The organism is Rhizobium hidalgonense, from assembly GCF_002914525.1.
GTDB lineage: Bacteria > Pseudomonadota > Alphaproteobacteria > Rhizobiales > Rhizobiaceae > Rhizobium > Rhizobium hidalgonense.
The window spans coordinates 15,047-35,922 of sequence record NZ_LODW01000050.1; the positions used below are offsets into that span (position 1 = coordinate 15,047).

The following is a 20,876-nucleotide window of genomic DNA, read 5'->3' on the forward strand; positions in this document are numbered from 1 at the left end:
AGTGTCGTTCCTAGCCGAGGCTGTCCAGCAACTTGTAATCATGCCGACCAGCGGCAGGAACCAGGAGTTCCGAAGTGCCCCGCGGACGGCCGGCCAGTCGAGCCCCTCCCTCGGATTGTCCTGTCGGCCGAGGATCGCGTCGGCGCTCAGCATTCCGAGGTTACCGCTTTCGGGCGGCTTCCCGGCGCGACGGAAATCGCATTCGATGCATCCAAGCGCCTCGATCGCGTCGATGGAGTCGTCTAAGGCCTTGTGGAGCGCGATCGCGCCCTCCTTGCCGAGTTCCGCCTTTGCCGCCAGGCAACTATGCGCAAGCCCGTTGTTCCGCGATTGCGCCGGAGGCGGCCCAGCCGACGTTCTCGGCCTCCAACCTTTGCATCCGCCTTCGCGAGTTGCGTAGCGCCGCCCGCAATGCCCCGCCCCGACCCAAGGCGAACGGAGAGGGTCCCGCAGGATCGGGATCTTAAGATCTATCTGCGCACCTTAAAGACCAACGACGCCGGGCAATCCCGAGATGCCAGCGATTTCGGTATATCCGTAATAGGGATTGGCCGGCTCGTGACCGCGATTGACCCAAACCTTGTTCTTGATCCCGAGATCATGTGCAGACATCAGATCGTAACGGAACGAGGAGGAGCAATGCAGTATATCCGCCGGGCCGCAACCAAGCATATCGAGCATATATTCGAACGCCCGGAAGTGCGGCTTGTAGGCGCCGGCCTGTTCGGCGGTGTAGACGGCGTGGAAAGGCGCGCCGAGCTTCTTGACGTTGAACATGATCTGCGAGTTCATCGCATTTGACAGAATGACCAATGGAATTTCCTTAGCCACCTTGGCAAGACCCGCGGGAACGTCTGGATGCGGCCCCCAAGTGGGAACGCGTTCGTAAACCATCTGCGCGTCTTCGTCCTTGAAGTCGATACCGTTGCGTTTGCAGGTCCTTGCCAGTGCGTTATGAACGACTTCCGCATAAGGCTTCCAGTCGGCCATGACTTCATCAAGGCGGTACGCAGAAAAGTCCGCGATAAACTGCAGCATTTTCTGCTCGCTCATTCGGTCGCCGTAAAGATCGCGTGCGGCCTCCGCCATCTGAAAGTTGATGAGTGTGCCATGGCAGTCGAAGGTGATGTATTTCGGGCGGAAAATGGCCATGCGCTTCGTCCTTGCTTTGCGGGGAGTTGTTCAAGTTATGACCAATCATAGCCCTGAGCTCGCACCTGAACTGCCCGGAAACTGCGGAACTTCAGCACAAAATGCTGGAGGGAAACATCGTTTGCCCTTGTGAGTGCTGGATCAGAGTGATCCGCGGTCGAGATGCCGGGCGCGTCAGAAAGGTACTGCCCGGTCAATTCGTCCCGCAGGAAACGGGAGCGCATCTGCGAAATATGGGGCTTGCGTCGCAAAGAAGGATCCAATCCCGGGAGGCTCGTCCTTCGGTACTCGTAGGCGACAGCGAGTAAGATCGACTGCGTCAGCTTCCAATCATTCGCCGATCTTAGCATTCGAAGTGGCGGGATAGTTCCAGCACTCCGCCCACGCTCCGAAAGGCGCCTGCCGGTACTCTCTGCCAAAATCGTCGTGCGATATAAAACAATCTGCCTGGGTTCCCGCGAATTCGACCGATAGGCCCACATTGGGCCTGATAGGATCAATGCAGGTCAGGTCGCAATGATCCGGTGAATTGAATTAGAGAGGTCACGCATGGAAACGCTGCTGCTCAAGAAGAATGAGGTAGCGCGGCTTATCGGCATGACGGAAGTCATCGGCGCGGTCGAGGAGGCTTACAAGGCCTTCAGCAGCGACCAGGTGGAACAGCCTGACTATATCGGGATTCATCTGCCCTCCCTGCGTGGCGAAATCGACTTCAAACTTGGCTACGATAAAGTCGCGGAAATCATCTCCATGAAAGCACATTCCGGGGGGTTCACCAACAATCCAGCAGAACATGGCGTGCCGAATAGCATGGGAACCATTCTCCTGTTTGATGCCAGGAGCTGTGCGTTGATTTGCATCATGGATGGCAGCTTAATCACCGGCCTCAGAACCGGGGCGGCGGGAGCCGTCTCCGTGAAGGCACTGGCGAGAAAGAACGCCAGGACGATCGCGTCGATCGGCACAGGCAATCAGGCAAGAATGCAAATTCGGGCGATCAACGAGATCATGAAGATCGAAGAGATCCACGCCTGGGACAGCACCTACGAAACAAGTTCCAAATACAAGGCGGATATCGAGCGCGAATTCGGCATTCCCGTTACCGTCGCAAGTTCGAAGAAGGAGGCGGTCGAGCGGGCCGACATCTTGATCACAACGACCCGTGGGAAAGGTTCGCTTGTGGAAGCGGAATGGGTAAAACCCGGTACGCACATTGTCGCAATCGGCACGGATCAACGCGGCAAACAGGAGCTGGATCCGGAGCTTTTCCGAAACGCCAAGATCATCGTCGACTCGCTTTCGCAATGCACGCAAAAGGGCGAAACCTGGCACCCGCTGAATAAAGACATCATTGCCAAGGACGACATCCACGGCGAAATCGGCGAGGTATTGTTGGGGAGGAAGCCGGGACGCGAAAGTGATGACGAAATCACCATTTTCGACTCCACTGGGATGGCCATTCAAGACAATACGACCGCCACCAAAATTTATCGCAACGCCATAGCGAACAATGTCGGCACTTTCTTCCCGTTTTTTGAGGAATGACCATGCGCAACTATCCCACCATTCAGGACATCCGCGAGGCTCAGCAGCGGCTAAAGCCGCATGTCAGACACACGCCGCTGTTGCGTGCAGACAAGATCGAGAAAGCGGTTGGTTGTCAGCTCTACCTCAAACCGGAAACACTCCAGATTACCGGCGCATTCAAGATCCGCGGCGCCCTGAACAAGGCTCTCTCGCTCCCCCGAGAAGAGATCGCAAACGGGATCATTGCGACCTCGTCGGGGAACCACGCCCAGGCGCTTGCTTACGCAGCGAGGATGCTCGGTGTAAAAGTGATGTTGGTGCTGCCGGTCACCACACCCAAAATCAAGATCGCCAATACAGAGGCCCTTGGCGCGGAAGTCATTCTTTTTGATGGTGATAATGCTGCTCGATGGAGAAAAGTCTACGAGATCGCCGAAGGACACAATTATGCGGTCATTCACGGCTTCGAAGACCCCGTCGTAATGGCCGGTCAGGGAACGATCGGGTGTGAGATCCTCGAAGACTTGGAAGATGTGGACACGGTCATCGTACCCCTGGGCGGTGGAGGGCTGATCTCGGGCATCGCCACTGCGATTAAAGAAACCAAGCCGTCGGTGCGTGTTATCGCGGCAGAGCCTGCCTTGACGCCGAAATATTTCTACAGCCGGAAAAACAGGGAGCGCACATCGCTTCCGTTAAAGAACACGATCGCGGATGGTTTAAGGTTAAGCGTTCCGGGTCAAAATCCGTACCCGATTATCGAAAAATATGTCGACGAGATTATTCTTGTTGAAGACGAACACATCATTGCCGGAATGCGTGCCCTCGCCCAGGATGCGAAATTGATCGCGGAACCAGCCGCCTCCATCGGCATAGGAGCCCTATTGGCAGGCAGCATAGACGTGAAGCCAGATGAGAAAGTGTGTGCGGTCTTGTCTGGCGGCAACTGGGATCTAGGCGACCTTGCCGAGATTTACAATCTGGCGCCGTGATCGGCCTCAGCTTCGGTCAGTACACCACCCCGATCGCGTTCGACGCCTGCGATTCTCATATCCTCTCTCACAAATGCAAACAGTTCCGGCCGCGGGGCGGATCGGTATTTCAATCGGCAGAGGGATAGATCAGAGCCATTCAAGGAGCCACCAGTGAAACACGCCCACAGCTTCTATATCGACGGTAAATGGGTTGAGCCGTCCGTTTCGAAAACACTTGAGGTCATCGATCCCTCGACCGAAGAGCCGATGGGCACGATCGCCCTCGGCAGTGCCGCCGACACGGAAAAAGCGGTCGCGGCCGCACGGCGAGCCTTTGCCTCCTTCTCGGAGACATCCAAGGAAGAGCGCATCGAACTGCTGAGGCGAATCGTAACGATCCTGAAGCGCCGCAATGACGAGCTCGGCGACATCATCTCACGGGAAATGGGCGCGCCGCTCGCCATGGCCCGGGCCGAGCAGGCCGGCATCGGCGCGCTCCATTTCCAACAGACGATCAAAGCCTTCGAGACCTTTGCCTCCGACTACATGCAGGGGACCACCTGCATCACACGCGAGCCGGTCGGGGTCGTCGCGATGATCACGCCGTGGAACTGGCCGATCAACCAAATCGCCTGCAAGGTCGCTCCGGCGCTCGCCACGGGATGCACCATGGTCCTGAAGCCATCGGAGATCGCTCCCTTCAACGCGGTGATCTTTACCGAGATCATGGATGAAGCCGGCGTGCCGAAAGGCGTCTTCAACCTCGTTCATGGCGATGGGCCTACGGTCGGAACGGCCCTGGCCAGCCACCCGGATGTGGATATGGTATCCTTCACCGGGTCGACGCGCGCTGGCATTGCCGTTGCGCAGGCGGCGGCACCGACCGTCAAGCGAGTGCATCAGGAGCTCGGCGGCAAGTCGCCGAACATCATCCTGCGCAGCGCCGACTTCTCAGGCGCGGTCGCCGCCGGCGTACGCCGGTGCTTCGGCAATTCCGGCCAAACCTGCACTGCGCCCACCCGAATGTTGGTGCCTGCGGAGCGAATGGAGGAAGCAAGCTCGATCGCTGCGAGAGAGGCTGCTGCGCTGGTTGTCGGCCCCCCATCTGACCCTTGCACCGACCTCGGTCCGGTCGCAAGCGGCGCCCAGTTCGACAAGATCCAAGCTTTGATCGAACGCGGCATCGCAGAAGGAGCGGAGCTGATCGCCGGCGGCCCTGGTCGCCCTTCGCATCTCAATTCCGGCTATTACGTGCGCCCGACGGTGTTTGCCCGCGTGACCAACCAGATGACAATCGCGCGGGAGGAAATCTTCGGCCCGGTGCTGTCGATCATCGGCTATGACAGTGAGGATGAAGCGATCGCAATCGCGAACGATACGCCTTACGGTCTAGCGGCCTACATTCAGGGCGATCCAGAGGAGGCGCGAGCGCTCGCAGGCAGGCTGCGCGCCGGCAGCGTTCGCCTCAACAACTCCGCCTGGGACAGCGCCGCCCCTTTCGGCGGCTACAAGCAATCCGGCAACGGTCGGGAATACGGGAAGTTCGGACTGCAAGAGTTTACCGAGATCAAGGGCATAGCCGGCTTCGCGAACGAGTGAATGGTTACTGTGCGGTGTAGCCGTTTCGGATGCCTGCGCAAGGGGCTGCGAATACAGTCAAACGGGAGATCCAGCTACGCGCGATCACGGATGATCGCGTGGGATCGACCGCTCTGAAGATGCCGTCGCCTGTGAACGACATCCCCGCGTCAGCACAGGCCGAGCGGGGTCGAAGATCAGTTTCACGTTTTCACTTATTCAGAAAAAGACCAGCCGACCCGTGGATTTCGAACTCGCCGATCGTACCCGGAAGGCTGTCCGCTGCATCGATAGGAGCATCGAAAGGTCGGGTGAATGGGATCGGTGGTTTGACCAATCCAACCGTAAAGATTGAGCCGGTCAGTCACTCCCACACGCTTCGGACGACCGCTGTGCGTGCCTAAAACGGTTGTTGAGGAACAGCACCGGCAATCGAAAGCGGAAATCGACAGCGACCGCGCAACAAACGCGTGCTAAGTCCGACGTGCCGTTGCGTCAAGCTCGGATCACACCGTCCTCTAACGCCAGCAGATCACGCGTGCGGATGGGGTCCCCCGAAAGGCCATGCTTGCTCCCTTCAGGCGAAAGAGAAGGGGCCAACGGACGGCCCCGATCTCCTTGTCGTCACAGCGCCTGAGCCTTGGCTTTTCAGGCGCGCTTGAGGGTTGGCTCCAGGCCAACGGCGGCAGCTAGTCCACCGATGTCCTTGATCTCGGTGTATTCGTAATAGGGATTGGCGGGCTCATGGCCGCGGTTGACCCAGACCTTGCTCTTGATGCCCAGGTCATAGGCGGTCATCAGGTCGTAGCGGAAGGATGAGGACACATGAGTGATGTCTTCCGGTCCGCAGCCGAGCTTGTCGAGCATGTATTCGAAGCCCTTCATCAGAGGTTTGTATGCCCCGACTTCTTCTGCCGTGATTACCATATGGACGGGTGCGCCCAACTTTTCCACGTTCGACATAATCAGGCTGTTCATGGAGTTCGACAGGATGACCAGCGGAATTTCCTTGGCCACTTTGGACAGGCCAGCCGGGACGTCCGGGTGCGGACCCCAGGTTGGCACCTCGTCATAGATGCGTTGCGCGTCTTCGGGTTTGAACGGGATACCGATACGTTTGCAGGTGCGTTCGATTGAATTGTGTACCACTTCGACGAACGGTTTCCATGGGCCTAGCACCTCGTCAAGGCGATAGCCCTTGAAAGCCTCGACGAAGGCTGCCATCGCTTCAGGGGAGAGGCGCTCGCTGTAGACGCGTCGCGCCGCGCCGGCCATGTCGAAATTGGTGAGCGTGCCGTAGCAATCGAAGGTCACGTACTTCGGCCGAAATTGAGTCATCGCGTGTATTCCTTCCAATTTTCATGGCACGGTGTGCCTGTCCAGGTCATTTTGGCGGGCATGCCGCCTTTCTAAGAGGTCGCGGTCCCGACGGACCCAATGCGGACGCGGCAGATACCTTTGCGAATCTGGTCATTTCTTCTGCCTTTTTAGATACCGGGCCAATCCACCAAAGCGGATCAATCCGACTTGTTCGCTGCATTTCGACCAGTGGGAGCACACTGGCATAACTTTGAGGTGATATCAACTTATTGTCCAACCATTTTTTGGATTTTCATCGTCGAGCGCTCAGTCGACGTGTATACGTTGCTACTCCATGCCGTCACCGCAAGCCAAGCATGTTATTAATTTTGTTGCCTTTTCTCACATTTTGGCCTGCAACCATCAAAAAAAGCTAAGGCTGACTAGATTCATCATCGAAATAAATTGTTGTACAAAAATTGAAGTATGAGATACTGAGGTCATCGAACTTCAGGATATAAATGAGTTATGGGTCACAAGCATCAGTACGGGCCAGCCCGCGTCCCTGAGCTTTCAGAGGCGTGCCATTCCGTGGGCGCTGCGGAAGCCGAACGAATCGCCGAGCGGCTATATGGCACGCGCGGCTCGGCAACGCGCTTTGAAACAGAAAAGGACGACACGTTCCTCCTCGACTGCGCCGCCCAGGGGAAGTTTGTATTGAAGATCGCTCATCCTTCTGAGCGGATCGAGGAACTCGATTTCCAGGTGTCGCTGATGCGCCATTTGGAGAAGCGAGCCCCTGATCTACCAATCCCCCGCACATTTGGCGATGTCGACGGGGCGGATTTGCCAATCGTCACTACGAGCGGCGGCGATCGGCGAGTCGTGCGCCTTATAACCTTCCTTGCCGGCACCCCGCTCGACCGGACATCTTGCACAGCCCCACAGCGTGAACGGATCGGCGAAATCCTGGCAAAGCTGCGCCATTCCATGGCCGATTTCTCGCACCCCGCAGACGGCCGGACGGTCGCATGGGACGTCACCCATCTGCTCGATCTCACCGATCTGTTGAGCTTCATTCCTGAGGGCGATAAGCGGGCCTGGACCGTCCGTGCGCTCGAACGGTTTGCCGAAATCAAGCCGAAGCTCGATCTGTGCCGGCGGCAAGTGCTCCACAACGACTTCAATACGTCGAACCTGGTCGTCGAGCACACCAGTCCGCAGTTTCTGACCGGCGTCATCGACTTCGGTGATGCGGTCCGTACCGCCATTGCCGTCGATGTCTCCACGGCGTTGATGAACCAGATGCCAAAATCGTTCGCCCATGGGAACCGGCGTGATCTGTTCGACGAAGCGCGCGACGTTCTGCGTGGCTATCTCCGCCATGCCGAACTGACGGATGAGGAGCTCCGCCTCATTCCCTTTTTGTCGATGGGCCGCCTTGCGGTTCGTGCGCTGCTGACATGCTGGCGCGCAGAGATCTTCCCCGAGAATAGCCGCTATATCCTACGCAACACCGAAGCCGGCTGGGCCCACCTCGAGTGGTTTCACTCGATTTCGACCGCACAGATTTCCGATCTTCTGACACGATAGGAACCGCAATGTCCAAACAAGCGACTACCCTGCCCAAGGGCTTCCGTGGCGACATGCCAAATGGCTTCAACCCTCAGGACACGTCTCATCTTACAAGTGAAGATCTCGAGCATGTCGCCAGGCGGCAAAGGCTGCTCGGGCCTGCTTATCGGCTCTTCTACAAGTCCCCGGTTGAGATCTCCCGTGCGAAGGGCGTCTTCCTCTATGACAAGCACGGCAACGAATATCTCGATGCCTACAACAACGTGGTGTCGCTGGGGCACTCTCATCCGCGGGTCGTTGAGGCGATCCAGAAGCAACTCGAGGTACTCTGTACCCACACGCGTTACATGCAGGAGCCGCTGCTGGACTATGCCGAAGCCCTGATCAATACGTTCGGTGGCGAACTCGGCCGAACCGGATGCGCGATGTTCACATGCACGGGCTCGGAAGCCAACGATCTCGCCTTGCGGATCGCGCGTTACCACACACGCAAGACAGGCGTCATCGTCACGGCGGAAGCCTATCACGGCAACAGCGGCGCGGTGGCGGCAATCTCGCCGTCGCTCGGCAGAAAGTCGGCTCTGGATCCCTATCTTCGCACTGTCGCGGCGCCGGATTCCTATCGACTGCCCGTCGAGGAAATTGGCCAGCGGATGGCGGAGGATGTCGCGCGGCAGATCGCCGACATTGAGCAGCATGGCGGCGGCCTAGCGGCATTCATCGCCGACTCCGTCTTCTCCTCCGATGGTCTCTACGTCGATCCGACGGACATATTGGCGCCGGTGGCGGAAGTGGTGCGCAAGGCGGGCGGCTTGTTCATTGCCGACGAGGTGCAATCCGGATTCGGGCGGACCGGCACCCATCTTTGGGGCCACAGCCGTCACAAGGTCGATCCGGACATCGTCACAATGGGCAAACCCATGGGCAACGGCTATCCCGTTGCCGGCGTGGTGCTGCGGCCCGAACTCGTTGCCGAATTCGGATCCAGCATGCGCTACTTCAATACGTTTGGCGGCAACTCCGTCGCTGTCGCCGCAGCAAGAGCCGTGCTCGATACGATCCTCGAGGAGGGCCTGTTGGACAATGCCGCCAAGGTCGGCGGCGAAATCCTCGACGGCCTCCGGAACCTGCAGAAAAAATACGAATTTGTCGGCGATGTTCGCGGGGCCGGCCTCTATTTCGCCGTCGAACTCGTTAGGGACAGAGACCGGAAAACGCCGGACATGGACCGTGCGCTTGCGGCGGTCAATGCCCTGCGCGACCGGCGCATCCTCATTTCCGCGACGGGAGCGGACGCACATATCCTGAAGATCAGGCCCCCGCTCATCTTCACATCGGCCAACGCGGCGCGTTTGCTCGAGGGCGTCGACGAGGCGCTTCGGTCCGTGAGGATCTAGGACCCGCCAGCATGCGGCAAGGAAGGTACAATATCATCTCCCTTGCTCAGCGCCGCCGCATGTGGCGTAGGTATACGACATAAACAACGAGCAAAGCCAAAGCCATGCCGCCGCTGCCCGCCAAGAACCAAGCCGAAGATCCAGAGATGAACGTCGAGCCCTTGCCCGCTAGCGCGGTGGAAATCCTGGTGCACGCCTTGCGACGGCGCATCTTGTCGGGGGACTTCCGACCGGGCGAGTTCCTACGCGACGTGAAGATGTGCGAAGAGCATTCGACCTCGCGGCACACATTCCGTACAGCAGCCCAGGTGCTCGTCACGCAAGGACTGTTACGTCAGATACCGAACCGGGGCTTTGTGGTGCCAGAATTCGGGCCAGACGATATTGTCGATATCACGCGCGTGCGCGGCGCCATCGAGGGCGAGGCCATTCGTCTGATCGTGCTGACCGGCGTTATCCCATCGCAGGCGCTGGAGGCGATCGATGTTATGCACAGGTCGACTCTGTCCTCCGACAGATCCCTGTTGGTTGCTGCGGACCGCGACTTCCACCGCGCCATCATCGCCTCCAGCGGTAGCGCTCGGCTCAAGCGGACCTATTCGGACCTTGAGGGCGAGATCGAGCTTCTTCTCGCACAGCGGCAGGATTTCTACTCCACCGCTGAAGAAATGGCGGAAGAACACGAGCGGCTCATCAACAGCTTGAGGAGCCGTCACTACGATACGGCGCGGGATGCATTCCAGGAGCATTGGGAAGATCTCCAGATCAAACTGCTCGATCAACGCTGACCAGCGCTCCCCGGGGATGTGACGCTTCGGAAAAGACCACCTCGATCCCGCATTGATCGCCTCGCGGCATCTGCCGCGCGGCCAAAAGGCAGATGTGTCGTGCGGAAATGGTCAACCTCTCGCCAAGTCGCTGTTTGTTGCACGTAAGAAAGCTGGAGGCGAAGGGCTATATCCAGGGATACTGTGCGCAGATCAATATCGCAAAACTGACGCTGACGGTGTTCACCGAAATCAAGCTGAAGAATCACCGTCAACTTGACTTCGCGAGATTTATCAGCGCGATCGAGAAGGGTCGATCAGCTTATCGAATGCCATTTGGTTTCGGGAGGCTACGATTACCTCGTAAAATTTGTCACCACCGGAATCGACGAGTGCCAGGCGATCATGGAGCAGCTCCTCGATTTGGAGATCCGCATTGACAAGTACTTCACCTTCGTCGTCTTGAAATCGCCCCTGATCAAAGTGCATTTGCCGCTTGCAATGTCGCCGCGTCGCACTTCGGATTTTCACGTCAGCCAATAGCTTGGCTCGCAAGGCAGAAAGTTTGAACGGCCGGTGTTTCACATCGACCCGCCGCGCCGCGAACCATCGCAACGACGCTGCCCTCCTTAGGCAGTCCCCAGTCCGCGAGCGGTGACGAAAGGCCGGTCTGTTCAGGGATATCGACTCTTACAATGCGACCTTCCTTGCCCGATAGGATGAAGGCAAGCAGGTCCCTCGCCTGTTCCGAGTTTTCAGCAACGACGGGCCCGACGACTTCACCCTTTCCGAACAACCGCGTCGCCGCAAATGCGACGATATGATCACCTTTCCGGATGGCGGCAAAACGCCCCTCATTCGCCAGGGCGTTGTATATCGCGTCACGGTCGGCCCCGAATGCCGTACGATCGAGCGCTTTGATTGCCGGCAGCGCGTCAGGCCCGATCCACTCAACATTGTCAGGAGCACCGACCTGACCGGCAATGCCTTGATGACGGAGGATTTGGTGCGTCGCGACGAAGCCGAGTTTTTCATATAGAGGCAAGCCGTCATTCGTCGCCGTCAATCGGCATTCACGCTCACCAGCGAGTTCCAACGCGGCGGTGGTCAATTTTCTTCCCACCCCCCGTCCACGTTGGCTTTCATCGACAATAATCATGTTAATGGCAGAGCAAGTGTCGCCGAAGGGAGTCATGAGGGCGGTACCCACAACCCGGTCGCCGGCGAGCGCAACGCGTCCTTCGCTCAGAGACCGTATCATTTCCCAGTCTTCCCTCCTGTGCGCCCAACCCGCTGCACGCGACAGCGCGAGGGCTCCGCCCACATGATGAGCCTCGAAAGGCGCAAGAACGATCGATTCCGTTTGCATGAGTTCATCCATTCGTGAGTCTCCTGCTCATCAGTGATAACGGCGAAGGTCTATGAAGCCGTGACGGAGAATCGAGTCTCCTGGCCGTACCGGAGACACGTATACACACGCCTAGTAAAGAGCGACGGATAAACCGCCCATCGATTTCAAGTCTCGCCGGCCGAAACGGCTTGCCTGCCGCCTCGCCCTGTCCCGCCTGCAAATGCGAAGATGCACGTTAAAACGGCATCGTTTGCTCGAATGATCAGGTGACGGTGACGAAAATCTTCCGCACGGTCTCGATTGTCTTCCAGACCCCGACGTAGCCAGGCTTCATCACGAAGCTGTCGCCCGCGCGATAGATGACCGGATCCTTGCCCTTTTCCGTCAGTTCGATCACGCCATCTACAAGATGGCAGAATTCAAATGTTTCGCCCTTGATGGAGTGCGTTTCACCGGGCGTCGCCTCGAAAACACCGGTATTGACCTTGCCGTCCTTGGCGGTGTCCTGCAGCCACGTCTTGAAGGCGGGTCTGCCCGCAATCAGGCGCTCCGGCTCGGCAGTTCTATGTTTCGGCTCGAAGGATGGATTCGGATCGATGGTTTTCAGTAGGGACATTTATCACTCCTATTCTTGCTGCAGTCACCCGCGGCATTGTTCCGTGGTTGGAGCCTGCCTGACGTCGGCACATGATTGCTATTGGCAAGCGGCCTTGCTCGCGACGACCTACCAGGTGACGGCGATGTACTTCGTTTCGAGGTATTCGAGCATGCCGTGATGACTGCCTTCGCGCCCGAGGCCACTCTGCTTCATGCCGCCGAACGGCGCCGCAGCGTCGGAAACGACACCGCGGTTAATCCCGACCATGCCGCTTTCCAGCCTGCCGGCGACCGCAAGCACACGCTTGAGGTCTCGGCTGAAGATATAGGATACAAGCCCGTATTCGGTGTCGTTGGCCAGATCGACGACCTCGTCCTCGGTGTCAAACACGATCATTGGCGCAACCGGACCGAAGATTTCTTCGCGAAGTATCTCGGCGTCCGGAGAGACATTGGCGAGAACGGTTGGCAAATAATAGAATCCCTCGCCGCTCAACCTGCTTCCGCCTGTCACCAGCCGGGCTCCCTTGGCGATCGCGTCGTCTACCAGGCGCTCCACCTTGGTCACCGCAGCATCGGTGATCAGTGGGCCAAGCTGCGTCTCCGGTGCCAGTCCTGGCCCGACGTTGAGCGCTGCCATCTCCTCCGCGAAGCGCCGAATGAAGTCAGCAGAAATTCCTCTTTGAACGTAGAAGCGGTTTGCGGCCGTACAAGCCTCACCGCCGTTGCGCATCTTTGCGACCATTGCGCCTGCGACCGCCGTTTCGAGGTCGGCATCGTCGAATACGATGAAAGGCGCGTTGCCGCCCAATTCCATTGAACAGCTGACGACCTGGTCCGCGGCCTCGCGCAACAGTATTCTCCCAACGCCGGTCGAGCCGGTGAACGACAGCTTCCGCACCCGCTTGTCATGCAGCATTGCACTGACCACAGGACCGGCTTTTTTCGTGGGAACGATGTTGACCACTCCGGCAGGAACACCTGCCTGCCGCATCAGTTCTCCAATGGCGAGCGCCGTCAGAGGCGTCTCGGCTGCCGGCTTCAGGATGCAAGTGCAGCCTGCTGCCAATGCCGGGGCGATTTTTCGGGTCGCCATCGCTGCCGGAAAATTCCAGGGCGTTACCAATACGGCGATACCAATCGGCTCATGGCTGACGATGATCTGGTTTGCGCCCGAAGGTGCTGATCCAAATTCACCGGGAGCCCTAACAGCCTCCTCGGCATACCAACGGAAAAACTCGGCCGCGTAGGCGACCTCAGATCTCGCGTCGGGAAGCGCCTTGCCATTTTCCACCGTGATCAGTTGCGCCAGCCACTCTGCGTGTTCGAGAAGGAGGTGAAAACACTTCATCAGGACATCCGAGCGCCGCCGCGGCGACGTTGCCTTCCAGGCCGCAGCCACCTTTTCTGCCGCGTCGACGGCCGCCATTGCATCCGGGATATCGCCGTCACAAACAGTGGCGATCGCTTCCGCAGTCGAAGGATCGATCACATCGAAGGTCCGGCCACCTTTTGCAGTAACCCATTCGCCGCCGATGAACAGTTGCGTGGGAGCTTCGCGTGCTACAGCCGCCTGTGAAGGCGCACGGCTCGTTTCAAGTGTCGGAGTTGCTTTCACGTTCACCACCATTCGCTACCAATCAGGATCGTCGTGCGATCAATATAGAATTGGTTTAGCGATTGGTGTCAACATAGATCAAATTGGTCTCGCGGATTATTTTCGATCTTCCGAACGCCGCGGCCCTGCGATAAGCAGAACGGCTCAAATTCCACTGGCGTTCTCCCTCCTGCGCAAAGGGAGAACGCCTGCGGAAAGGAGTTTTGTCGGTGGACGCGGATGAGCGTTCAGGCGGGCCTTTCGGAACAGCTCGTTCGCCGCTTGATGAGCCGCTTCTCGGCAATGTCGAGAACGAAGTCGATGATCAACACAAAGATTGCTAGGATCAGAATGCCCGCGAAGACACCCACTGCATCGAAGTTGCCTTCGGCCTGCGCGATTAAATAGCCGAGCCCGGCAGAGGAGCCGAGATATTCGCGGATAATCGCTCCCACAACTGCGAAGCCGACCGAGGTGCGCAACGATGACAAAATCCAGCTTGCCGCCGCTGGGAAATAGGCATGACGCAGGAGATCGATCGAGTGCCTCCCAAAATGCGGGCGTTCGACAACACAACCGGGTTTACCTCGCGCACGCCTTGCTTTGCGTTGAAGAATGTGACGAAGAAAACCAATGTTACGGCGAGCGCCACCTTGGACCAGCCCAAGGCCAAGCCACAGCACGAAGATCGGCGCGAGCACGACGCGCGGTATTGCGTTCAGCGCCTTTAGGGGAAGCCGCTTGCCAACGTTGATGCGGCTGCCTCAAACGCCATGGCGCAGGTCGGTGGCAAGGGCGAGGTCCGCTGCGCAGGACCCGTTGATTCCCGAATCGTTCGAGATTCAGAAGAGGCCTGCTTTCTTCCGTAGGATGAAGTGGCCTTGGAATGACCGCGCAACTTGCCCTGTTCAATTCGCCGGGAGTCTTCATCTCCTACTTTCAGTGACCTCGCGCACTGCCGCAATGGCCTCGTCGACAGCGGCACGGTTGACATCGAGATGGGTGACCCAGCGCATTCGCCCACCGGGCCAGAAACTCGCCGCGATGCCGAGTTCACGTAGCGCCTCGGACAGCCGGGTCGCCAGATCGGGCGAGAGCTCGACAAAGACCACGTTTGATTGCGGCGGGGTCACCTTCAGCCCCTCAATTCCCGCAAATGCTTGCGCGAGCACCCGAGCATTAGCGTGGTCCTCGACCAGCCGGTCGACGTGATGGTCGAGCGCGTACAGTCCAGCCGCTGCAATTATCCCTGCCTGCCGCATTCCGCCGCCGAGCATCTTGCGCCACCGGCGCGCACGGGCGATCAATGGGGCATCGCCGACCAGCACTGATCCGAGCGGCGCCCCCAGCCCCTTTGAAAGGCACAGCGACACGCTATCGAAGCCCTCTGCCAGGTACCCGACATCAACGCCGAGCGCCGCAGCCGCATTGAACAGCCGCGCACCATCGAGATGGGTGGCGAGCTTCCGCTCTCGCGCAAATTCGACGACCTCGGCCAGATGATCGCGCGGCAGGACCCGCCCGGCGAACGTGTTCTCGATGGTGACCAGTCGCGTGATCGCAAAATGCGGATCATCGTCCTTCACCGCGGCGTGAAGCTCCTCGATGGGGATTGTGCCGTCGGCGCGCACCGGCAATGGCTGCGGCTGGACCGAGCCCAGCACCGCAGCGCCTCCGGCTTCCCACAGATAGGTGTGAGCTCCGGTTGCGCAGAGATATTCCTCGCCGCGCTGGCAATGGCTCATGATCGCAGCGAGATTGGACATGGTGCCGGTTGGCACGAACAGTCCCGCTTCCTTGCCGAACAGTGCGGCCAATCGGGCCTCGAGCGCCTGGACCGTGGGGTCGTCGCCAAGGACATCGTCGCCCACTTCGGCGGCAGCCATCGCCGCTCGCATGCCAAGGGTGGGACGGGTAACCGTATCAGAGCGGAAGTCCAGGCGGATAGCAGCATTGGCTTGCATGATCGAGACCCTATCGGTTTGGCTTTATCGGTCATACTAGCGAAAGGATAGGCTCGGACTATCGATATAAACTGACGGATTATGGTGATAATAGATCACCAATCATGCGATCTAGCCACGACGAGTCATGGCGCCCTATCAATGTGGCGTTGCAACTGCCTTTGACCGCCGCCTGCGACAGCGAACTTTGGCTCGATCTTTCACGGCCTGTCTGCAAGCGGCTGCCGCCCTGTGCGTCACATATGCTGCATCGCTTTTACAGCATGCGACTACCCTCTTCGATGGAGACAACGTGCGAAACGTTGCCGCCTTGTCCTACTCTGCAGATTCGAGGAGCCTTGCTTTTGGGAGAGCGCCCGCCTCGACTGTTCCTCCGTACTTCGAGATGGAAATTGATATGATTTCAAACATACCGGTGATAGTTTGTCACCAATGAAGCGTTCGGACATTCCATCCCTCGATGACCTGCGTGCCTTTGAGGTCGTTGCGCGCCTTGGTTCCGTACGTGCGGCCGCGGCTGAGTTAAATTTGACGCACGGTGCTGTCAGCCGGCGTGTTTCGAAACTTTCCGAACACCTCGACATTCGTTTGCTGGAAGTTGATGGGCGTGGCCTAAGGCTGACGGGAGACGGTTTACGGCTCGCGCAGGCGACGACAGACGCTTTGTCCCTGGTTTCGGCGGCGCTGGAGGATATCCGCAAAGTCGACCTATCACCGCCGATTGTCATTTCTTGCGAACGATCCGTCGCCATGCGATGGCTGATCCCACGCCTATCGGAATTTCAGGATCGCCATCCCGAAATCGACTTTCATCTTTCTGTCGGTGGTGGGGGGTTCGATTTTGCGCGCGACCGTATCACCCTAGCGATCCGCAGGCTCGATTTCGCGATCGATGCGAATTGGCAGATCGAACGGTTGATTGAGGAGGAAGTCGGTCCTGTCATGCATCCCGCCATGACGGATCGGTTTGCTGCCGGCGATTATGTCGCGCTTGCTGCAAAGACCCGGCCGGATGGATGGCAGAAGTGGTCCGCCGCCCATCCGGACGCGCCGAAGGCGCGCTCGACGCGCTTTCTTGACCATCATTTCCTGATGGTGGAGGCCGCAGCCAGCGGTCTTGGGGTGGCCATGTGCCCAAAGATTATTGCCATTGACGATATCCGCAAAGGCCGCCTGACCGCACCACTCGGCTTTCACCCCGATGGTTCACATTACGGCGTTATTCGTTCGGCGCTGGCAAGGAAGACGTCTGGAATCGATCAATTCGTGTCTTGGCTTCTCGCCACTATCCAAGAAGATTTCTATGCTGCGTCGTGAGAGAAGCACTGGACATGGGTCGGCTCGCCCGGATTCGTCGGAGCTGTCCAGGCTCCGGAGGATCGGGTAGATTAAGAGGCGAGGCCAAAGACCTTTCTCATGACGGCACCTTCGATTATGCCTTTGGGGGTCCCAAACTTTCTCAAGTCGATGAGCGGACCTGCTCGTTCGGGTGGGCTCTGGGCAATAGCAGGAATGGAGTATGAGGAGCAGGCGCCGCACACTCTGAGCTAGCTAGTCTTCAGTGCAGCGTGAACGGCGCCAATGCAGACCTAGACCGCCGAATCGGTACTCGGGTCGCTGAGGCCTCGGAGGCAAAGAGCCGACCAGCATCAACTTTCAAAGAACGTGCCGGCACTTCGTTCTTCGGCGCGCGCAAACGCCAGCGTGGCAATTGCGGTATCCTGAACCCCGGTCCCCGTAAGATCGGCTATGGTGATGTCCGAGGCACTTCTGCGGCCCGGTCTGGCACCTACAACGACCTGACCTAGTTCCGGAAAATCAGCATCACTTGCGACGAGACCTGCGTTGATGGCATGGCGCAATTCACCAAGTCTTCGCGTTTGTTTGAGGCTGTCAGCCACGTAAACATCTACCGCTTTGATAGCGATGGGGTCGATCTCGTTCTTATGTTCTGCGTCCGAACCCATGGCGGTCAGGTGCTGTCCGGGTTCGAGCCACGAGGCATCGACAATCGGTCGGTCGGCAGGTGTCGTCGTGACGACGATCTGTGACCCGGCGATCGCCCTTCGCGGATCCTCAAATGCGGAAATGGAAAGATTTTGTCTTGCTCCGAGCTGCTCAACAAGCGCTTGCGCCCGCCGATAATCACGCGCCCAAACGCGGATCTCTCGAATAGGTCTCACCAGCATGAGGGCTTCGAGTTGCAGCCTGGCCTGAACGCCCGCTCCGAAGACCGTTGCGATCGACGCGTCCTTCCGTGCCAGATGGTTTGCCGCGACAGCGCCAGCGGCCGCTGTGCGAACGTCGGTGAGGTAGCCATTGTCAAGCAAGAGAGCTTCCACCAAGCCGGTTTTGCTCGACAGCAAGACCATCAGACCATTAGTGCTCGGAAGCCCGATCTTCGGATTATCAAAGAAACCAGGGCTGACCTTGATAGCAAAGCTGCTCAAACCATGAATATAAGCCGTCTTCACATCGACTTCGCCCCTGCTGTGGGGCACGTCGAGGCGCAAAATCGGCGGCATCTGAACCGCGTTTTCCAGGGCCAATGCGCGGAAGGCGTTTTCAACGCAATCCACCGCATCCATGTCGAGCGGAACGATGGTTCGAAGCTCTGACTCGGTCAATATCCTTATTTTTGGCATCAGCCTCCCTCATCAATTGTGTCAAGGCCGCTGGCCACCTTCATGTGCAACGCCATGTCAATGTTACCGCCTGAAAGAATGGCGACGATCGGGCCTTCAACCTGCGCCAGTTTACCTGAGAGCAGCGCAGCAATGCCGACTGCCCCAGCACCCTCAATTATCTCACGCTCACACGCATAGGCGTGACGTATGCCAGTGGCTATCTCGCGCTCGCTGACGAGCACCACGTCGTCGAGGAGGGTTTTGCACATCGGGTACGTCCAGGCATTGGCCAAACCGATGCCGCCGCCGAGCGAATCGGCGAAACTTCGATGTTCTTCGACCTGGACCGGGTGCCCCGCGTCGATGCTAGCCTTCATCGCCGCTCCCCTTTCCATAGTTATACCGATTACCTTGGCATCCGGGCGCACCGTCTTGACCGCCGCCGCGACACCTGCTGCCAAACCGCCTCCGGATAGGGGAACAAGAACCGCGGCGACGTCAGGCATCGCCTCGACGATTTCAAGTCCGACGGTGCCCTGGCCGGCGATGATCCAGGAGTGATCAAAGGGGGGGATCATGCTGAGGCCCTCCTCCGCGACGAGACGATCAACCTCAACCTGCGCTTCATCTTGGGATGACCCGACGATCCGGACGCGAGCGCCGAGCCGGCGGATTTCGGACACCTTGTTTTCCGGCACGAGGTGCGACACGCAAATGGTCGCTCGAGAGCCAATCGCGCCGGCGGCATAGGACAGAGCGCGTCCGTGATTGCCGGTGGAAGCCGCAACAACGCCTCTATCCCGCTCGGATTGGGTGAGCTGCAACACGGCATTGGTTGCTCCACGAAGCTTGAAGCTTCCGGTCAACTGGCGATGCTCCAGCTTCAGGCTGACCTGCGTCCCGGCCAGTTCGGACAGTGCCGCCGACATGACGATAGGCGTGATGCGGATGTGCTTGCTGATGCGCTCGCGCGCCTGCTCGATCGTTTCCAGACTAATCATGTCTGTTCACCTAGCTCCGGCCTCTGCCAGTTGTTGTCTGCTGCGCATAGCGCCAACGCAGGGGCTTGATTGCAAGCGGACGGCACGAACCTTTTTCGGCGCCGTGGCGGACTTGCAGAAACGAGTATGGCATCTGAACCTCAGCCCTTCAGGCGTCTGAGGAGCATCTTCCTGTCGTGCCGCGCATACATCGAGTAAACGATAGGAATGAACCAGGGTTTGCCCTTGAAGAATGGCACGGCCCTCGGAGCGGCATCGAAATCGAACGCTGAACGCGATTGTTCCGGGTCACCGAGGATCTTGAACGCCGCCTTCTTGCCCAGCCATCTGGCCCACACGACACCGGAGCCGCAATAGCCGGTCGCATAGACTGTATTTCCGCGGGAGAACATGCGCGGGATCATGTCGCGGTTCATGGCGACATAGCCGAACCAGCTGTGCGTAAGACCTATTCCTGCGAGTTCGGGAAAAAGCCGCGCAAGTTCGCTTTGCAGATGTGCAATCGGAGCGGCGGAGTCTCCTTCGGTCGTGCCGTCGCGTCCGCCGAACAAGATCCGAGATCCGTCGTGCGATGGTCGATAATAGTAGCTGAGCTTACGCAGGTCGCCATACATCATGCGTGGCGGCATCAGCCGATCTATCACCTCTCTGTCGAGCGGTTCAGTCGCGATTATCCTGCTGCGAACCGGGACAAGGCGGCGACGGAGCCACGGGTCGAAACCGTCGGTGTAGCCATCAGTGCAGACAAGAAGTTTTCTGGCGAAAACCTCTCCGCGCTGCGTTTGAATTCGCACGCCTCCGGCCTCGCTTTTCGATCCAAGGACTGCGGTATTTTCATGTATGATCGCCGACGATGAACTTACCAGATCGATCATGGCCCCAAGAAGCTTGGCCGGCTGCAGCCCACCGATGTCATTGCGCACAAGGCCTCCGACATAAAGGTCGGTTCCGATGAACTTCGGAACATCGGCCCTTTCCACCGGATATGCCTCGATGCCGAGATTCTGATGCAGAAACTCTGCCTGACGACGGAGTTCGTCGGCTTGATCAACCGTCATGGCCCCGCTGAAGGCGCCAGACAGCGAGAAATCGCATTCGATATTTTCATCTCTGAGGAAGCGCCAGAGATCCTCTCGCGCCGCCTTACCTTCCAGGAGAATGGCTTGCGCCCTCTCCTGCCCGAACCGCCTGACCAGATCCTTGCGCCCCGGGCGGATGCTTCCGCTGGCCATGCCTCCATTGCGGCCCGATGCCGCGAGGCCAAGGGCTTGACGGTCAAACAGCTGGACATGCTTACCGGCACGGGCAAGCTCGAGGGCCGCCGACAAACCCGTGTACCCTCCTCCAACGATCGCCACGTCGCACGTCTTCTCGAGGTTCCGCGCTGGCAGGGCGGGAAATGTGCTGTCCTCCCACCAGTAGGGCGTGGACTTAATGGGATGCGCTTGAGCCTGGGCCATGAGAGCTTAA

The 20,876-nt window shown here is 58.6% G+C and carries 16 protein-coding genes and 3 pseudogenes; 8 read left to right on the top strand and 11 right to left on the bottom strand.

The genetic code is table 11. The features are described from left to right. Positions 1 to 177: 177 nt before the first annotated feature. Positions 178 to 407, bottom strand: a pseudogene (locus tag ATY29_RS37665) (FAD-dependent oxidoreductase); the annotation flags it as partial. Between the two features lie 76 nt (positions 408 to 483). Beyond that, complete coding sequence (locus ATY29_RS12905; protein ID WP_003567743.1) at positions 484 to 1,152, bottom strand: haloacid dehalogenase type II; 669 nt, start codon at positions 1,150 to 1,152, stop codon at positions 484 to 486. A 549-nt stretch (positions 1,153 to 1,701) separates the two neighbouring features. Between ATY29_RS12905 and ATY29_RS12915 the strand changes: the two genes are divergently transcribed. The 3 genes from ATY29_RS12915 (at position 1,702) to ATY29_RS12925 (ending at position 5,252) form a co-directional block, all read left to right on the top strand. Further along, positions 1,702 to 2,697 (top strand): ornithine cyclodeaminase family protein, encoded by a 996-nt coding sequence (locus tag ATY29_RS12915; RefSeq protein ID WP_097536530.1) that lies wholly within the window; start codon positions 1,702 to 1,704, stop codon positions 2,695 to 2,697. Positions 2,698 to 2,699: 2 nt separating this feature from the next. Next, positions 2,700 to 3,671, top strand: coding sequence for a threonine/serine dehydratase family protein (locus tag ATY29_RS12920; protein ID WP_097536532.1), 972 nt, complete (start codon positions 2,700 to 2,702; stop codon positions 3,669 to 3,671). A gap of 153 nt (positions 3,672 to 3,824) precedes the next feature. After that, positions 3,825 to 5,252, top strand: coding sequence for an aldehyde dehydrogenase family protein (locus ATY29_RS12925; RefSeq protein WP_097536534.1), 1,428 nt, complete (start codon positions 3,825 to 3,827; stop codon positions 5,250 to 5,252). Between the two features lie 627 nt (positions 5,253 to 5,879). Here ATY29_RS12925 and ATY29_RS12930 read toward each other — a convergent pair. Next, complete coding sequence (locus ATY29_RS12930; RefSeq protein WP_097536536.1) at positions 5,880 to 6,569, bottom strand: haloacid dehalogenase type II; 690 nt, start codon at positions 6,567 to 6,569, stop codon at positions 5,880 to 5,882. Between the two features lie 552 nt (positions 6,570 to 7,121). On the opposite strand from ATY29_RS12930, the gene ATY29_RS12935 reads away from it, so the two are divergent. From ATY29_RS12935 to ATY29_RS12950, 4 genes and pseudogenes are all read left to right on the top strand, one after another. Continuing rightward, on the top strand, positions 7,122 to 8,123 hold the full coding sequence (locus tag ATY29_RS12935) for a phosphotransferase (protein WP_097536539.1): 1,002 nt from the start codon (positions 7,122 to 7,124) through the stop codon (positions 8,121 to 8,123). 8 nt (positions 8,124 to 8,131) lie between these two features. Then, positions 8,132 to 9,502, top strand: coding sequence for an aspartate aminotransferase family protein (locus tag ATY29_RS12940; protein WP_097536541.1), 1,371 nt, complete (start codon positions 8,132 to 8,134; stop codon positions 9,500 to 9,502). A 104-nt stretch (positions 9,503 to 9,606) separates the two neighbouring features. Next, complete coding sequence (locus tag ATY29_RS12945) at positions 9,607 to 10,290, top strand: GntR family transcriptional regulator (RefSeq protein WP_097536543.1); 684 nt, start codon at positions 9,607 to 9,609, stop codon at positions 10,288 to 10,290. Between the two features lie 101 nt (positions 10,291 to 10,391). After that, positions 10,392 to 10,812: pseudogene (locus tag ATY29_RS12950) on the top strand (Lrp/AsnC family transcriptional regulator); the annotation flags it as partial. On the opposite strand, the gene ATY29_RS12955 reads toward ATY29_RS12950, so the two are convergent. From ATY29_RS12955 to ltaE, 5 genes and pseudogenes are all read right to left on the bottom strand, one after another. Continuing rightward, on the bottom strand, positions 10,802 to 11,638 hold the full coding sequence (locus ATY29_RS12955) for a GNAT family N-acetyltransferase (RefSeq protein ID WP_037091923.1): 837 nt from the start codon (positions 11,636 to 11,638) through the stop codon (positions 10,802 to 10,804). The pseudogene ATY29_RS12950 and the gene ATY29_RS12955 overlap by 11 nt on opposite strands. A 244-nt stretch (positions 11,639 to 11,882) precedes the next feature. Further along, on the bottom strand, positions 11,883 to 12,236 hold the full coding sequence (locus ATY29_RS12960; RefSeq protein WP_097536545.1) for a cupin domain-containing protein: 354 nt from the start codon (positions 12,234 to 12,236) through the stop codon (positions 11,883 to 11,885). A 108-nt stretch (positions 12,237 to 12,344) separates the two neighbouring features. Next, positions 12,345 to 13,847 (bottom strand): NAD-dependent succinate-semialdehyde dehydrogenase, encoded by a 1,503-nt coding sequence (locus tag ATY29_RS12965; RefSeq protein WP_165779425.1) that lies wholly within the window; start codon positions 13,845 to 13,847, stop codon positions 12,345 to 12,347. Between the two features lie 215 nt (positions 13,848 to 14,062). Continuing rightward, positions 14,063 to 14,545: pseudogene (locus ATY29_RS12970) on the bottom strand (ABC transporter permease); the annotation flags it as partial. Between the two features lie 195 nt (positions 14,546 to 14,740). Then, a complete protein-coding gene (gene ltaE, locus ATY29_RS12975) occupies positions 14,741 to 15,778 on the bottom strand; it encodes a low-specificity L-threonine aldolase (protein ID WP_041686662.1) in 1,038 nt (345 codons plus the stop codon). A gap of 432 nt (positions 15,779 to 16,210) precedes the next feature. On the opposite strand from ltaE, the gene ATY29_RS12980 reads away from it, so the two are divergent. Further along, a complete protein-coding gene (locus ATY29_RS12980; protein WP_164895889.1) occupies positions 16,211 to 17,095 on the top strand; it encodes a LysR substrate-binding domain-containing protein in 885 nt (294 codons plus the stop codon). A gap of 332 nt (positions 17,096 to 17,427) precedes the next feature. Here the strand turns inward: ATY29_RS12980 and eutC are convergent, their stop codons facing one another. The 3 genes from eutC to ATY29_RS12995 all read right to left on the bottom strand — a co-directional run bounded on the left by eutC (position 17,428) and on the right by ATY29_RS12995 (position 20,866). After that, positions 17,428 to 18,423: an ectoine utilization protein EutC gene (gene eutC / locus ATY29_RS12985; protein WP_003567771.1), complete on the bottom strand. Its 996-nt coding sequence runs from the start codon at positions 18,421 to 18,423 to the stop codon at positions 17,428 to 17,430. After that, positions 18,423 to 19,406: a hydroxyectoine utilization dehydratase EutB gene (gene eutB, locus ATY29_RS12990; RefSeq protein WP_097536549.1), complete on the bottom strand. Its 984-nt coding sequence runs from the start codon at positions 19,404 to 19,406 to the stop codon at positions 18,423 to 18,425. The genes eutC and eutB overlap by 1 nt, the downstream gene beginning before the upstream one ends. Positions 19,407 to 19,546: 140 nt before the next feature. Further along, entirely contained in the window at positions 19,547 to 20,866 is a 1,320-nt protein-coding gene (locus tag ATY29_RS12995; protein WP_165779426.1) for an NAD(P)/FAD-dependent oxidoreductase, read from the bottom strand. Positions 20,867 to 20,876 lie beyond the last annotated feature (10 nt).

Excerpts from the sequence above, each read along its gene's own strand:
- eutC (WP_003567771.1), bottom strand. The coding sequence starts at position 18,423 with ATGCCAAAAATAAGGATATTGACCGAGTCAGAGCTTCGAACCATCGTT.
- ATY29_RS12930 (WP_097536536.1), bottom strand. The coding sequence starts at position 6,569 with ATGACTCAATTTCGGCCGAAGTACGTGACCTTCGATTGCTACGGCACG.
- ATY29_RS12955 (WP_037091923.1), bottom strand. The coding sequence starts at position 11,638 with ATGCAAACGGAATCGATCGTTCTTGCGCCTTTCGAGGCTCATCATGTG.
- ATY29_RS12980 (WP_164895889.1), top strand. The coding sequence starts at position 16,211 with ATGAAGCGTTCGGACATTCCATCCCTCGATGACCTGCGTGCCTTTGAG.
- ltaE (WP_041686662.1), bottom strand. The coding sequence starts at position 15,778 with ATGCAAGCCAATGCTGCTATCCGCCTGGACTTCCGCTCTGATACGGTT.
- ATY29_RS12945 (WP_097536543.1), top strand. The coding sequence starts at position 9,607 with ATGCCGCCGCTGCCCGCCAAGAACCAAGCCGAAGATCCAGAGATGAAC.
- ATY29_RS12915 (WP_097536530.1), top strand. The coding sequence starts at position 1,702 with ATGGAAACGCTGCTGCTCAAGAAGAATGAGGTAGCGCGGCTTATCGGC.
- ATY29_RS12940 (WP_097536541.1), top strand. The coding sequence starts at position 8,132 with ATGTCCAAACAAGCGACTACCCTGCCCAAGGGCTTCCGTGGCGACATG.
- ATY29_RS12905 (WP_003567743.1), bottom strand. The coding sequence starts at position 1,152 with ATGGCCATTTTCCGCCCGAAATACATCACCTTCGACTGCCATGGCACA.
- ATY29_RS12965 (WP_165779425.1), bottom strand. The coding sequence starts at position 13,847 with ATGGTGGTGAACGTGAAAGCAACTCCGACACTTGAAACGAGCCGTGCG.
- ATY29_RS12920 (WP_097536532.1), top strand. The coding sequence starts at position 2,700 with ATGCGCAACTATCCCACCATTCAGGACATCCGCGAGGCTCAGCAGCGG.
- ATY29_RS12995 (WP_165779426.1), bottom strand. The coding sequence starts at position 20,866 with ATGGCCCAGGCTCAAGCGCATCCCATTAAGTCCACGCCCTACTGGTGG.
- ATY29_RS12960 (WP_097536545.1), bottom strand. The coding sequence starts at position 12,236 with ATGTCCCTACTGAAAACCATCGATCCGAATCCATCCTTCGAGCCGAAA.
- eutB (WP_097536549.1), bottom strand. The coding sequence starts at position 19,406 with ATGATTAGTCTGGAAACGATCGAGCAGGCGCGCGAGCGCATCAGCAAG.